11 protein-coding genes are annotated in these 14,721 nt (G+C 61.9%); 8 read left to right on the top strand and 3 right to left on the bottom strand.

Translation table 11 applies throughout. The features are described 5' to 3' along the window. Positions 1-4: 4 nt before the first annotated feature. Positions 5-1,192, bottom strand: a complete 1,188-nt coding sequence (locus ACWPW0_RS20110; RefSeq protein WP_454256335.1) for a YbfB/YjiJ family MFS transporter — start codon at positions 1,190-1,192, stop codon at positions 5-7. Positions 1,193-1,296: 104 nt separating this feature from the next. Between ACWPW0_RS20110 and ACWPW0_RS20105 the strand changes: the two genes are divergently transcribed. From ACWPW0_RS20105 to ACWPW0_RS20090, 4 genes are all read left to right on the top strand, one after another. Continuing rightward, positions 1,297-2,199 (top strand): LysR family transcriptional regulator, encoded by a 903-nt coding sequence (locus ACWPW0_RS20105; RefSeq protein WP_454256334.1) that lies wholly within the window; start codon positions 1,297-1,299, stop codon positions 2,197-2,199. 34 nt (positions 2,200-2,233) lie between these two features. Further along, entirely contained in the window at positions 2,234-3,070 is an 837-nt protein-coding gene (locus ACWPW0_RS20100) for a 23S rRNA (adenine(2030)-N(6))-methyltransferase RlmJ (RefSeq protein WP_454256333.1), read from the top strand. 193 nt (positions 3,071-3,263) lie between these two features. Then, complete coding sequence (locus tag ACWPW0_RS20095; RefSeq protein ID WP_454256332.1) at positions 3,264-5,168, top strand: NAD(P)-binding protein; 1,905 nt, start codon at positions 3,264-3,266, stop codon at positions 5,166-5,168. 1 nt (position 5,169) lies between these two features. Continuing rightward, complete coding sequence (locus ACWPW0_RS20090) at positions 5,170-6,360, top strand: c-type cytochrome (RefSeq protein ID WP_454256331.1); 1,191 nt, start codon at positions 5,170-5,172, stop codon at positions 6,358-6,360. A 211-nt stretch (positions 6,361-6,571) separates the two neighbouring features. On the opposite strand, the gene msrA is transcribed toward ACWPW0_RS20090, so the two are convergent. Then, entirely contained in the window at positions 6,572-7,219 is a 648-nt protein-coding gene (msrA, locus tag ACWPW0_RS20085) for a peptide-methionine (S)-S-oxide reductase MsrA (protein ID WP_447594440.1), read from the bottom strand. 79 nt (positions 7,220-7,298) lie between these two features. Continuing rightward, positions 7,299-10,001 carry a putative bifunctional diguanylate cyclase/phosphodiesterase gene (locus tag ACWPW0_RS20080; RefSeq protein WP_454256330.1) on the bottom strand — a complete coding sequence of 901 codons (2,703 nt, stop codon included), beginning with the start codon at positions 9,999-10,001 and terminating at the stop codon, positions 7,299-7,301. 79 nt (positions 10,002-10,080) lie between these two features. On the opposite strand from ACWPW0_RS20080, the gene ACWPW0_RS20075 reads away from it, so the two are divergent. From ACWPW0_RS20075 to ACWPW0_RS20060, 4 genes are all read left to right on the top strand, one after another. Then, positions 10,081-10,605 (top strand): hypothetical protein, encoded by a 525-nt coding sequence (locus ACWPW0_RS20075; protein WP_454256329.1) that lies wholly within the window; start codon positions 10,081-10,083, stop codon positions 10,603-10,605. A 464-nt stretch (positions 10,606-11,069) separates the two neighbouring features. Then, the gene (locus ACWPW0_RS20070; protein ID WP_447594434.1) at positions 11,070-11,588 is read left to right on the top strand and encodes an Hcp family type VI secretion system effector; all 519 of its coding nucleotides are present in this window, start codon (positions 11,070-11,072) and stop codon (positions 11,586-11,588) included. A 189-nt stretch (positions 11,589-11,777) separates the two neighbouring features. Beyond that, positions 11,778-13,814 (top strand): type VI secretion system tip protein TssI/VgrG, encoded by a 2,037-nt coding sequence (gene tssI / locus ACWPW0_RS20065; RefSeq protein WP_454256328.1) that lies wholly within the window; start codon positions 11,778-11,780, stop codon positions 13,812-13,814. After that, entirely contained in the window at positions 13,807-14,685 is an 879-nt protein-coding gene (locus ACWPW0_RS20060) for a DUF4123 domain-containing protein (RefSeq protein WP_454256327.1), read from the top strand. The genes tssI and ACWPW0_RS20060 overlap by 8 nt, the downstream gene beginning before the upstream one ends. Positions 14,686-14,721: the final 36 nt, after the last annotated feature.

Below are 14,721 nucleotides of genomic sequence, written 5' to 3'. Positions count from 1 at the left end.
CGGTTTAAGCTCCCGTTGAGTGAGTCGAGTGGGCGGGGGTGAGCCAGCTCCAGATCAGCGCCCAGAGAATCGCCAGTGCGCCGAAGGCAAAACTTTGCTCCAGGCTGCCACCGTGCTGGATCCACAGGCCGGCAAGCCAGGGACCGGCCAGTTGCGCGCCGCCATACAGGGCGATCAGTGCGGCGGACAGGCGCGGCCCCTGGTGTGGCTGCAGGGTGCGCGCCAGGCGCTGGGTCAACAGCACGCTGCCGGTGAAGGTACCGCCGACCAGTACGGCGCAGAGCAGGATGCCCAGGCTGCCCGGCCAGAGCAGCGGCGCGGCGCAGCCGACGGCCTGCAGCAGGTAGGTGCCGAGCAGGGCGCGGCGGTCACCCAGGCGGGCGCCCAGGCTGTTCCACAGCGGGATCGACAGCAGGCAGGCCACGGCGGTCCAGCGCCACGCGCCGCTGACCAGCGAGTGACCGGCGGGCAGTTGTGCCTGGGCCAGGGTCGGCAGGAAGGTCATCGGCAGGATGTAGCCCAGGCCTGCGCCGGCGTAGGAGAGAAACAGCGGGGTACTGGCCCGGTCGAACAGGGGCGTGGCCGGTGGTCGCGTGCTGGGTTCCGCATGGGGGCGTACATGCAGCTTGCTGAGTTGCCAGGCGCTGAACACCGCCAGGGGCAGGGCGACGGCGGCGACCGGCCACCAGCGTGAGGCGCCGCTGAGCCAGGCCGACGGCCGGTCCGCGAGCCAGCCGGCCAGCAGCAGACCCGCGGCAAAACCCATGTAGACCAGACCACTGAGTTGGGCGCGCTGACGTTCGGCCAGCCATTCGAGCACCAGCGCCGGAGCCAGGACGAACACCAGGCCATTGCTGATGCCGTTGGCCAGGCGCAATGCCAGCAGCACCAGGTAATCACTGGTGAAACCCTGAGCCAGTATGATCAGGGCGTTGAGCAGCAGGGCACAGGGCAGGGCAATGCGCAGGCGCTCCGGGCGATAGACCGCCAAGGCCAGCAGCGCGCCGCACAGGTAGCCGATGTAATTCCAGGTGGCCAGTTGCGCCCCTTGGTGCAGGGTGAACAGACCGTCGTCCAGCAGGTAGGGCAAGAGCGGGGTGAAGGCGAAACGCCCGAGTGAGTGCACCACGACCAGTGCAACGCTGCCGGCCAGCAAGGCCTGCAGGATTTGACGTGTAGAAACCGGGAGCATCATTGCCTCCTCCTATGATGACGCTACGGTAACGGTTACCATGCTTTTACTGTTAGTGAAAAATAGTGATTGTTTTTCACTTTTGGTGATCATGGAGGTGGCCGATGGCGCCCTGGGAACGACTCAATCCACACCTGCTGCGCCACTTTCTGGCCGTCAGCCGAACCGGCTCGTTGACCGCAGCCGCGCAGCAGTTGCACTGCGTGCCGTCCAACGTGTCCGCGCGCTTGCGCCAGTTGGAAGAACAGCTGGAAGTCGACCTGTTCCAGCGCCAGGCGCAACGGTTGCACCTGACGGCAGCGGGCAAGCGCCTGATACCCCATGCCGAAAACCTGGAGCAGATCTGCCGCCAGGCCTGGGCCAGTGTGCAATCGGACCTCTGGGCGGGTGAACTGTGCCTGGGTTCGATGGAAACCACCGCTGCAGTGCGCCTGCCCGAGCTGCTGGCGGCGTTTCATCAGGAGGCCCCGAAGGTCAACCTGACCCTGATCACCGGCACCAGTGCCACCCTGATCGAAGAGGTGCTGGCCGGGCGAATGAGCGCCGCGCTGATCGGCGGTCCTTATCAACATCCGCGTCTGATCAGCGAGCTGCTGTGGCCCGAGGAACTGGTGCTGGTGCTACCGGTAGGGCTGTCGCCTGCCGCGCTGGGGCAGGCGCCCGTCACCTTGCTCGGCTTTCCCAGTGGCTGCCACTACCGGTCTCGCCTGGAGAGCTGGTGCGAGCAGCAGGGTCTGCAGGTGGCGGCACGACAAAGCTACGGTTCCATCGACGCGATCCTGGCCGGTATTGCTGGCGGCATGGGCATCGGCCTGCTGCCGCGCAGCCTGCTCCAGGCGCACCCGCGTGCACGCCTGGTGACGTCGCATGCCATCGACCCGGAACTGGCTGCTGCGCCGACCATGCTGGTACGTCGCCGCGATGCTGCGGTGCCACCGGCCCTGCAACGCCTGATCGATGTGCTGTGCCGGAGCACCCGCACAGACGATGCATTGTTGGCGACCTGAAGCGGGTAAACTGTGCGGCCACAGGAGCCGCCTCATGAACTACCGTCACGCCTTTCACGCCGGCAATCACGCCGATGTGCTCAAACACATCACCCTCAGCCGCATCATCGCCTTGCTGTCGCGCAAGGAGGCCCCTTTCGTCTGCCTCGACAGCCATGCCGGCGTCGGTCTGTACGACCTCAAGGGCGACCAGGCCAGTCGCACTGGTGAATGGCTGGAAGGCATCGCCCGGCTCTGGCAGGCCGAGGATCTGCCGGCCCTGACCACGGATTATTTCGGTGTGCTGCAGGCGCTCAACCCCGATGGTCAACTGCGCTACTACCCCGGCTCGCCGGAGCTGGCGCGCCAGTTGACCCGCCTGCAGGATCGCGTGCTGCTCAACGAGAAGCACCCGGAAGACGGGCGCCTGCTCAAGGACAACATGCGCGGCGACCCACGCGTGGCCGTGCACCTGGGCGAGGGCTGGCACGTGCCGCGCGCGCTGCTGCCTGTGGCGGAAAAACGCGCCCTGCTGCTGATCGACCCCCCGTTCGAGAAGGCGGATGAGCTGGAACGCTGCGTCACCGCGCTGAACGAAGCCATCGGCCGCATGCGCCAGACCGTCGTGGCCATCTGGTACCCGATCAAGGATGAGCGCCAGCTGCGCCGTTTCTACCAGGGCCTGGAGAAGTCATCGGCACCCAAGTTGCTGCGTGCCGAACTGTTCGTCCACGCCCCGGACGATGCCTCGCGCCTGTCCGGCTCCGGCCTGGCCATCGTCAACCCGCCGTGGGGGCTGGAGGACGAACTGAAGCAACTGCTGCCCTGGCTCGCCGACACGCTGGCGCAAAGCCGTGGCGACTGGCGCCTGGATTGGCTGATCGCCGAGTAGTCGCTCCTTTGCCGCACTGCTCGCTGGCGGCGTGCCAGCCGCTCATTTATGCCTATAGTTCTGGTACGCCGTCTGCCGGCAGATGCGTTTAAAAGGTTTAAACCTTGTACGCATCTCGTCGGTCAGACCGGTGTTGCCACACCTCCCACGGGAATGAGGAGGTGGGCCAGCCGGGACAGATGAGGTGAAGGGTATGCAAATAACGCGTCGCGATTTCTTGAATGGCGTGGCCATCAGTGTGGCCGCAGGGTTGGTGCCCAGTGCACTGTTGCGTGCCGAACCTGCGTTGCAGCACAAGGCGCTTTACTACCCGCCGGCTCTTACCGGGCTACGCGGCAGCCATGATGGCTCGTTCGAGAACGCCCACGCGTTGGGGCGTGGCGGCAAACATTTCGACATAGGCTCGGCGAAGCTCGCTGGCGAATACGACCTGGTGGTGGTTGGCGCCGGCATCAGCGGGCTGGCGGCGGCGCTGTTCTATCAGCAACTGCATGGCGCTGATTCGCGCATCCTGATTCTCGACAACCATGACGACTTCGGAGGCCACGCCAAACGCAACGAATTCACGGTCGACGACAAAATGATCCTCGCCTACGGCGGCAGCGAATCCCTGCAGTCGCCGCGCTCGATCTGGAGCGAGCGGGCCTTGGGCATGATCCGTGATCTGGGTGTCGACCTGGACCGCCTGGAGGCCCACTTCGACCTGGATTTCTACCCGGACCTGGGACTGTCACGCGGGGTTTATTTCGATCGCGCCAATTTCGGTGTGGACAAGGTGGTGTCCGGCTCGCCGACCCGCAAGGTCGCCGACGACATCCCGCCAGCCAGGATGAACGCGCGCAGCTACCAAGATTTCATCAATGATTTTCCGCTGCCCGAAGATGAGCGCAAGGCACTGATCCGTTTGCACGTGGAGCAGGTCGACTACCTCAGCGGCATGAGCGTCGAGGAAAAGGTGAGCTGGTGTGACCGCAACAGCTACACCACCTTCCTCAAGGACAAGGTCGGCCTGGCCGAGTCCGCAATCCGCTACTTCCAGCAGCAGACCAACGACTTCCAGGCGGTGGGCATCGACGCCACCTCGGTCACCGACGCGCGTCTGTGTGGCCTGCCAGGTATCGAAGGGCTGGGCCTGCCACCGATGGACGAGGAGGCCCAGGCTGAACTCGACGACCCCTACATCTTCCACTTCCCCGACGGTAACGCGACCCTCGCGCGGCTGCTGGTGCGCCGCCTGATTCCTCAAGTGGCGCCGCCCGGCACGACCATGGAGGACGTGCAGTTGGCGGTGTTCGACTACAGCAAGCTCGACCAGGACAGTGCAGCGGTACGCCTGCGGCTGAACAGTACGGTGGTGCAGGCCGCCAATATCGAGGAGGGCGGCAAGGCCCTGGTGGATGTCGGTTACGTGCGTGAGGGCACATTGTCGCGAGTACGTGCGCGGCATGTGGTGATGGCCGGCTACAACATGATGATCCCCTACATCGTGCCGGAGATGCCGCAGGAGCAGAAGGACGCCCTGGCGCAGAACGTCAAGTTGCCGCTGGTCTACACCAAAGTGGTGATCCGCAACTGGCGGGCCTTCCAGAAGCTCGGCGTGCACGATGTCTACTGCCCGACGGCGCCGTTCTGCGAGATCAAACTGGACTTCCCGGTGAGCATGGGCGGCTACGAGCACCCGCGCGATCCGGACAAGCCCATCGGGCTGCACATGATCATGGTGCCGACCCTGCCCGGCAGCGGCCTCAGTGCTCGCGACCAGGCGCGCAAGGGTCGTGCCTACCTGCTCGGTACGCCGTTCGAGGTGTTCGAGCGGCAGGTGCGCGAGCAACTGCAGGGCATGCTCGGCAGCGCCGGCTTCGACCATGAGCGCGACATCGCCGAGATCACCGTCAACCGCTGGGCTCACGGTTATTCGTACTTCGCCAACGGCCTGTTCGATGACGAGGATGAAGTCGAACGCATCATCGACCAGGCGCGCAAACCAATCGGCAACATCACCATCGCCAACTCCGATTCCGACTGGAACCCCTACGCCCATGCCGCCATCGACCAGGCCTGGCGTGCCGTAGGCGAACTGACTGGCAAGGAGGCCTGAGATGAGACTTCTCGTATTGCTGATGGCAGGACTGCTCACGCCCCTGTTCGCCTTCGCCTCGGCGGACGGTGAATACCTGGCTCGCGCGGGTGACTGCACCGCCTGCCATACGGCGCCCGATGGTGCGTTCATGGCGGGTGGCCTGCCCTTCGATACGCCGATTGGGCGCATCTATTCCACCAACATCACGCCTGACAAGGAACACGGCATCGGCCGCTACAGCTTCGAGGATTTCGAGCGGGCCATGCGTGACGGTGTGGCCCGTGAGGGGCATGCGTTGTACCCGGCAATGCCCTATACCAGCTACGCGCGCCTGAGCGACGAGGACATGCGTGCGCTGTACGACTACTTCATGAACCAGGTGCCGGCCCAGGCCGTGGCCAACCGTGACAGCGACATCCCCTGGCCGCTGTCAATGCGCTGGCCGCTGACCGTGTGGAAATGGATGTTCCATGACGACGAGCGCTTCACGCCGGTCGCCGACAAGAGTGACGGCTACAACCGTGGCGCCTACCTGGTGCAGGGGCTCGGCCACTGTGGCGCGTGCCACACCCCACGGGGTTTGGCCATGCAGGAGAAAGGCGGTAGCGAGCAGGACGATCAGTTCCTCTCCGGCGCGCTGCTCGATGGCTGGTATGCCAGCAACCTGCGCCAGGGTAGTTTCTCCGAGGAGGATCTGGTGCAGCTCCTGAAGACCGGGCGCTCGAAGTCCTACGCGGTGAGTGGGCCGATGGCCGATGTGATCAGCCACAGCACCCAGTTCCTCAGTCAGGGCGACCTGGGCGCTATCGCCGAGTACCTGGTGGCCATCGGTAACCAGGGCAAGGTGCCGCCGGCGGCGCGCACCATGCCGGAAAGCTCCAGGCAAACCGCTGGCACCTATGCCAGCCTGTGTGCGGTCTGCCATGGTCGTAACGGCGAGGGTGAGGATTACGTGGTCCCGGCGCTGGCGGGCAACCCGACGGTCATCGCCAGCAACCCGGAAAGCCTGCTACAGGTGTTGCTCAACGGCGCGCACGGGCCACGTACCCAGGCGCATATGGGCTACGCCATGCCGGGTTACGGCTGGAAGCTCGATGATGGCCAGCTGGCCGATCTGGCCAACTACCTGCGCGGCAACTGGGGCAACCAGGCCGGCGAGGTGAGTGCCAGTCAGGTTGCTGCGCTGCGTGGAAGTCAGCGCGCCCACTGACCCGGAAGCTCGAAAAAAGCCCCGGTCACCATGATGGCGGCCGGGGCTTTTTAGCGTCAGCACTTTGCCCCAGGCAGCGATTGGCGCTTTGGACTGCTTCACGCTCTTCTGGCTTAGAGCCAGGCAAGACAAAAACGTCTGAGGAAGCGCCATTTACGAAGGGCGTTTTCAACGCCGTATGGCCGCGAGCCAGGAGAGCGTGAACAGGTGCTTAGGCCGGCAGGCAGACCCCTGTGCCACCCAGCCCGCAATAGCCATTGGGATTCTTTGCCAGGTACTGCTGGTGATAGGCCTCGGCATAGTAGAACGCCGGGGCCAGGCGGATCTCGGTGGTGATCGGGCCGAAACCGGCCTTGTCCAACTCCGCCTGGAATTGCGCCTGGCTGGCGGTGGCGGCAGCCAGTTGCTGTTCATCGAGGCAGTAAATGGCCGAGCGATACTGGGTGCCGGTGTCGTTGCCCTGGCGCATGCCCTGGGTCGGGTTGTGGGCTTCCCAGAAGACCTTGAGCAGGTCCTCGTAGCGGGTCTGTTGCGGGTCGAATACCACCAGCACCACTTCGGTATGCCCGGTCAGGCCTGAGCAGACTTCCTCGTAGGTGGGGTTGGGGGTGAGGCCGCCCGCGTAGCCGACCGCGGTACTCCACACGCCGGGTTGTTGCCAGAAACGCCGCTCCGCGCCCCAGAAGCAGCCAAGGGCGAACACCGCCTGCTGCAGGCCGGCCGGGAAGGGCGCTTGCAGGGCGTTGCCATTGACATGGTGATGAGGCGGAACAGGGACAGGTGTGGTGCGTCCGGGCAGTGCCTGCTCGGCGGTCGGCAGGGCTTGTTTGTGCACGAGAATCTGGGAGCGCAGGACCATGGTTTTTTCCTCGGTAGGCCAGGGCAATGCGTATTAGCTTACCCCTTTTGCCGAGGCATGACGGCCCACCGGGCGGTGTTCAGTTGTCGCTGGCGGTGAGGTGCCGGTAGCGGCGCAGGCGCTCGACCAGGTCGCGGCCTGGGATGGGGCGGTCGAACAGGTAGCCCTGGCCGACATCGCACTTCTGCTTGCGCAGGAAGTTCAGTTGCGCGGCGGTCTCGATGCCTTCGGCGACCACCTTCAGGCGCAGGTTGTGGGCCATGGCGATTACCGCGGCGGTAATCTCCATGTCGTCCTGGTTTTCCGGAATGTCCTTGATGAAGCTGCGATCGATCTTGATCACATCGATGGGGAATTTCTTCAGGTAGCTGAGTGAGGAATACCCCGTGCCGAAATCATCCATCGCCAGGGTCAGGCCCAGGGCCTTGAGGCTGGAGACCTGCTGCCGGGTTTCTTCCGTGGCTTCGAGCAGCAGGCTTTCGGTTAGCTCCAGCTCGAGCAGGTGGGCCGGCAGTTGTTCTTCCTCGAGAATGGCGGCAATCGAGCCGACCAGATCCGGGTCGGTGAACTGCTTGGGCGACAGGTTGATGGCGACCTGCACCTGACCCAGGCCCAGTGCTGCGAGTTCTTGGCTGAGGCGGCAGGCCTGGCGTGCTACCCATTTGCCAATGGGGATGATCAGGCCGGTTTCTTCGGCGACGCTGATGAACTGGTCCGGGTTGATCATGCCCTTTTCCGGGTGCTGCCAGCGCAGCAGGGCTTCCAGGCCAGTGAGCTGGCCGGTCTTCAGGCACAGCTTGGGCTGGTAATAGACCTCCAGCTCGTTCTGAGTCAGCGCCCGGCGCAGGTTGTTCTCGACGAACAGCTTGTAGTGCGCCTCGGCATTGAGTGCCTCGGTGAAGACCTGGACCTGGTGTTTGCCGTTGGCTTTGGCTTTGTGCAACGCCAGGCCGGCATGTTTCATCAGCTTGTGCGGGTCATCGCCATGGCGAGGTGCGCAGGCCAGGCCAACCGAGCCGGTGACGTTGATCAACTGGTTGTCGACGAACAGTGGCTTGTTCAGGGTACGCAGCAATTCGCCGGCCAATTGCAGGCCTTGGTCTTCGTCGGCGCCATCGAGCAGTACGGCGAACTCGTTACTGGCGAAGCGTGCCAGGCTGGTGCTCTTGTTCAGGCTGTTGCGCAGGCGCCGGGCCAGGCTCATCAGGAGTTTGTCACCGGTCTGGTGGCCGAGGCTGTCGTTGATTCGCTTGAAGTTGTCGATATCCACCAGCAGCAAGCTGAACGGCCGGCCCTGGTGGTGAGTGAAGCGTTCTTCGAGGTTGCGGATGAAGTAGGGGCGGTTGCCCAGGCCGGTGAGGTTGTCGTTGTAGGCCAGGCGTTCGATGCGCTGTTGTGCCAGCTTGGCCTGGGTGATGTCTTCGTAGATGCCGATGTAGTGGGTCAGTTCGCCATCGTTGTTGTACACCTTGGAAATCGACAACTGGCCCCAGTACGGCTCGAAGTTCTTGCGCCGGCTGCGGAACTCACCTTGCCAGCTGTTGCGGTCGGCCATGCTCGACTGGGTATCGAACAGCAGGTCGCCGAGATTCTCCAGGGCCGGTAGCTCCGAGATGCGCCGGCCATGCACCTCCTCGACGCTGTACTGGGTGATCGAGGTGAAGCTCGGGTTGACGTACTCGACCAGGCCATCGCGATCGATCAACAGAAAGGCGCTGGCGCTTTGTTCGACCGCACGCTGAAACAGATGCAGGGCGCTGGTGGCATCGCGCCGCTGCTGGTTGCTCATGACCTGGGCGAACTGATCGGACAGCTCACCGGCAAAGGCGATCTCATCGGCCTGCCACACCCGGGGTGCGCCAACGTGTTCCAGGCACAGCACGCCAACCATTTCGCCGCCCAGGCGAATGCTGGCATCGATGGCGGCGACGATGCCGAGCGGCTTTAGGTAGTTGTCCAGCAATTCCAGCATGCGTGGATCGTGTTGGGCATCGTGGGCATCAATGGCCCGGCCGCTGTGCAGTGCGTCGAGGTAGATCGGGTAGCGACTGGCATCGATCTTTTCCGGCAACTCATGGCGATCGATATCGCGACGATAAAGGGCGACCGGCTCGAGGTGCTGTTCATTCACCAGCCAGATACTCGCGCGGGCTACATCGTAGGCGTCACAAGCGGCCTGGGTGATCAGCTCGGCCGCTTCGCGCAGCGGAGCGAGCGTGCCGTAGCGATGGCGTGCCAGGCGCACGATCAGGCTCTGCTGGGCGCGAGAGCGGATCAGGTGCTGCAGGTGGTCTTCCTGCGAGCGCTGGTACAACTCCAGGGAGGTCTTCAGGCGGGCGTTCTGTGTTTCCAGTTCGTTGTGCCGTTGCTGCTCAGCGACATCCACAATGAGGGTGGTCGCCAGTAGATAGCCGCGTAGCAGTTGGCGGCCATGTTGCTGATAGGCCTCGCCGATTTCCGTCAGGCTCAGCGCCCCTTTGGGCGTGTGCAGGGTGTAGCGCACCCGGTAATGCGGGGTTTCGCCGAGCTGGCGCTGGATATCATCATGCAGCTGATAGCGCGCCTCGGGCTCCATCAGGCTGGCGTAGGGCGAGTCGATCAGGGCGCAGAGATCGCTGGCGGCAACGCCGAGTTGGCGCTCGCAGGCGGGGTCGAGGAATAGCAGGGTCCAGCTTGGTTCGTTCAAACGCTCGAAGCGCAGCATTCCCAGCCGTGATGGCACTGGCAACTGCGTCACAACCTCGGCCGCTGTACGACTGGCGGCATCGGGATGGCTTTTCATCAAGCGGGTGGCTTCCAGTATGCTGGCACGGTGCAGGCCTCGGCCTGTTTCATCAATCAAGGTTCGGCAAGGGTGCATTATGCAGCTGGGACTGACAAGAAGACTGAGTGGGTTATTGCTGTTGCTGGCGTTGGGCGGTGGCGGACCGTCTGTAGCGGCCGAGGCTCAACTCAGCGGCGATGAGCAGGCGCGTTACCTGGCCGAGCTCAAGCGCCTCTATTTGACCAATGACGAACGCAAGGCGTTGCTGACGCACAGCAATGCCTTGCTCGATACCTATGCACTGCGTGCGGCCTATCAGGTTGGCAAGGCGCAGCGTAGCGATCTGCGTTATCAGCTCAGCGTGTCTGCGCCGGGCGAACTGCTGGTACGTGAGGAATCGCGCGCGGAAAAAGGCACAGCCCTGACCGTGCGCAATTCCAAGCTGTCGGTATTCGGGCTGGACCCGTATATCCGCTATGACTGCCCACCCAGCGGCATCGTTTGCGTGCTGAACAATCCTGCTGATGGCAGCCCGTGGTTGCAGGTGCTGCGCGACCATCAGGGCGCCGAGGAGCTGGCCAAGTCGCTCAGTTTCCTGATTCGAAATCTGCAGAAAAACTAGCCGCGATTCGAGCGTTGCGTGTCAATAAAAGGCCCGGGTTTCCGGGCCTTTTACAGGTTGGGTTCTGCAGCGTTATTAACGCATTGAAGGGCATGTGCTTGAGCGCTTGCGCAGTGCGCTCCAGATTATTGCGCGCCGGCCATGGTGTGGGGCGTCACTGGTCACCCGCCTGCAGTCCCTGGTTGCGCAATTTATTGCGCACTTGTTCGTGGATAAGCCTGCGGAAATTGCTTCAAGAGTGGTACCTCATACGGGCCTCAGCGCATTGAGCCGTTTCTTGCACAGTGCTGCGCAAGAAGTTGCTCAATTTTCAGTGACCCACCACGCATATTGTTTGTTCTGGTGTTTCTCTGAAATATAACTTACTGATTTTTATCAGATTAATTTTTATGGCGCGTTTATCGCTTTAGGTGGGGCTCCCGGATCACGGCTGATCCATGATCCCAAAAGCAAGGAGAGCTCCCATGCCAACACCCGCGTATCTATCCCTCGAAGGCACCAAACAAGGCCTGATCACCGCTGGCACCTTCACCGAAGACTCGGTCGGCAACATCTTCCAGGAGGGTCATGAAGACCAGATCCTGGTCCAGGCCTTCAATCACCAGGTCATCATCCCGCGTGATCCGCAATCCGGTCAGCCGACCGGCCAGCGTGTGCACAAGCCGCTGATGATCACCAAGGTCTTCGACAAGTCCTCGCCACTGATCTTCAACGCCCTCACCTCGGGCGAGCGCCTGAACAAGTGCCGCCTGGAGTGGTACCGCACCTCATCCACCGGTACCCAGGAGCATTACTTCACCATCGAACTGGAAGATGCGGTGATCGTCGATGTGCAGTCGCGCATGCCCAACTGCCAGGACCCGAACATGTCGCACTTCACTCACCTGGAAGACGTCTACTTCACCTACCGCAAGATCGTCTGGACCCATGAAGTCTCCGGCACGTCCGGCTCAGACGACTGGCGTACGCCGATCTCCAGCTAAGCACCTAGTGCGTTCACGGCTTTGCGCATCGGCTAGGAATTATCCTGGCCGCTGCGTTTGCAGTGAGACCGGCGTCACCAAGCGCTGAAAGGTGTCATGCCAGATCACAAGTGTGCACGGACGCCGGTTTTAGCTTGGGTTCGGCATGTGCAGTGCGTTGATTCATGGATGAAACAAGAGGAACAAGGAATGTTCGCCCCCGGCAACCAGACCCATTTCAGTCTGAGCATAGAAGGGCTCAGCCACGATCTGCAGGTCCTTGAGTTCAGTGGCCGAGAAGCGATCAGCCAGCCCTTCGAGTTCGAGCTGGAGCTGGTTAGCGAACGCCCTGATCTGGATTTGGAAAGCCTACTACATCAGTCTGCTTTTCTTGCGTTCGATCAGGCCAGCCATGGTATCCATGGGCAGATATACCGGATTGGGCAGGGCGAGTCCGGCAAGCGCCTTACCCGTTATCACCTGAGCCTGCGTCCGCAACTGGCGTACCTGGCTCACCGCATCAACCAGCGCATCTTCCAGCACCTCACTGTGCAGAAGATCATCAGCCAGGTGCTCGAAGAGCACGGCATCCAGGCCAATGCCTACCAATTCCATCTCGGCTCGATCTACCCCGAGCGCGAGTACTGCGTGCAGTATGACGAGTCAGACCTGCATTTCATTCAGCGTCTGTGTGAGGAAGAAGGTATCCACTACCACTTCCAGCACAGCGAGCAGGGCCATGTAATGGTATTTGGCGACGACCAGACACCGTTCCGAAAACTTACTCCCACCGCCTATCAGCAGGACAGCGGTCTGGTCGCTGACGACCCTGTGATCAAACGCTTCGGTGTGCGTGTGGCAACGCGCAGCAGCCGGGTGACCCGCCGCGACTACGACTTCGAAAAGCCCAAGCTGTTGATGGAGGCAGAGGCCAAGAGCGCGGCCAGGCCTGACCTCGAAGATTACGATTACCCAGGCCGGTTCGTGGACCGTGAGCGCGGTAAGCATCTCAGTCAGCGCGCTTTGGAGCGTCACCGTCATGACGTCGAACTGGCTCAAGGGGATAGTGATCAGCCGCTTCTGGTCAGTGGCCACTTTCTGGCGTTGACCGAGCACCCGCGCTCCCACTGGAATGACCTGTGGCTGCTTACCGAGATCCATCACCAAGGCAAGCAGCCACAGGTGTTGGAAGAGTCCGTCACCAGCCAATCCAGTGCCGATGGTTTCCAGCAGGGCTACCGTAATCACTTCAGTGCTACCCCCTGGGTGGTGCCCTATCGCCCTGCGCTGCATCATCCGAAGCCACGCATCCTTGGCAGCCAAAGTGCCGTCGTTACCGGCCCGGCGGGCGAGGAAATCCACTGCGACCAATACGGTCGGATCAAGGTGCAATTCTTTTGGGATCGCGAAGGTCAGTCTGACGACAAAACCAGCTGCTGGCTGCGAGTTTCATCCAGTTGGGCGGGGGACCATTACGGCGGCATCGCCATCCCACGTGTAGGCATGGAAGTGCTGGTCACCTTCCTCGAAGGCGACCCTGACCAGCCCCTGGTTACCGGCTGCCTGTACCACGCTGAACATGTCGTGCCCTACGACTTGCCCGCGAACAAGACCCGCAGCGTTTTCAAGACACTCAGCTCACCAGGGGGAGGTGGCTACAACGAACTGCGCATTGAGGACAGAAAAGGGGCCGAGCAAATCTACATCCATGCCCAACGTGACTGGGATGAGAACATCGAGCACGACCAGAAGATCCGCATCGGCAACGAGCGCCACGACACGGTTGAAGCCAATGCCTACAGCGAGTTCAAGGCCGAAGAACACCGCACGACCCATGCCGACCGCAAGACCGAGGTCAAAGCCAACGACCACCTCACCGTTGGCAACAACCAGCACATCAAGATCGGTACCGGTCAATTTATCCAGGCCGGCAATGAAATCCATGTATCCAGCGGCCTCAAGGTGGTGCTCGAAGCCGGCAGCGAACTGACATTCAAGGCCTCTGGCAGTTTTATCAAACTGGATGCCAGTGGCATCACCATGGTCGGCCCGACGGTCAAATTCAACTCTGGCGGCGCGCCGGGGAGTGGCAGTGGGGCGTCTCCTATTTTGCCAGGCAAGGTCAAAGCAGCAGATACGGATAAGGTGGGGAAGCTCTTGATTCCGGCTCAAAGACAGGCGCTATTACAAAAAAAACCGTTATGCGCCATCTGCGAAGCTGCAAAGATGGAGGCTCACAATGAATGACCTGCCAATGCCTGCATTGCCAGGAAACCTGCCATGGGAAACAAACAGCTACCTGCTCCTTGATGGCGTCAGTGTAGAAACACTCCCTCAAAAGCTCTATCAATGGTCGGCAAGTCCTGTATTCGAGCCATTGTATCTTGGAGCCGACTGGCAGGAGTTGGCCGATCTTTCACCTTGCCTCATCCTCCTGAATGGCAAACATGATCCAATCATGCAGGCATTCATCGACAACGCCGCGTGGGAGTGGGGTTACCTGATCTTCACCCGCTCCGGATTCGACGAAACACTGCGGCATCTGCGCTGGCTGCTTCGGGTTGAGCCCCAGGAGACCGAGAGCGTCCTCCTGCGCCTGGCCGACCCTGCCGTTGCCCATCAACTGCTTGCCATCGGCAATCCAAGGCTTTTCGGGCCTATCGAACAGGTGTGCGCACCCGATGCAATCGAAGGAGTTTGGCATCGGCACCAACGCACTGGCTCAATACCCGATCCGGATCAGACTCACCTCTATTGTTTGAGTGACCAGGAGCTGACGGCGCTGGGGGAAGTGAGCTTTCGCCAGATGATCATGGTCTTGGACGAGCACATGCGGGCATTCTTTCCCACCTATCAGCCAGCTTTGCGTGGCCGCGAACGCCTCTGGCACCTGCGCGCGCTGGCCGAGCGAGCTTACCAGAGCGGAATGTGTTCCCAGCGCGAGATACTTTTGTTCGCCAATGTGTTCGGTTTCCTAGGTGATCAGTCGCTGGAAAACCATCCAGACATAGCCTGCCTGCTCGATAAGTTCTCAGCACAACCGCCCGGCCAGCGTGTGGAACTCGCTGCATGCTTAGCTGAACAACGCGCCACAGAGTTAGATGGGATGCTCTCATGACTGTGCAGACATCTCCCCGCAATAATGCCAACGTTG

The sequence above is a fragment of the Pseudomonas sp. Marseille-Q8238 genome, assembly GCF_965111915.1.
This window is presented reverse-complemented; position numbering and strand designations above follow the sequence as displayed.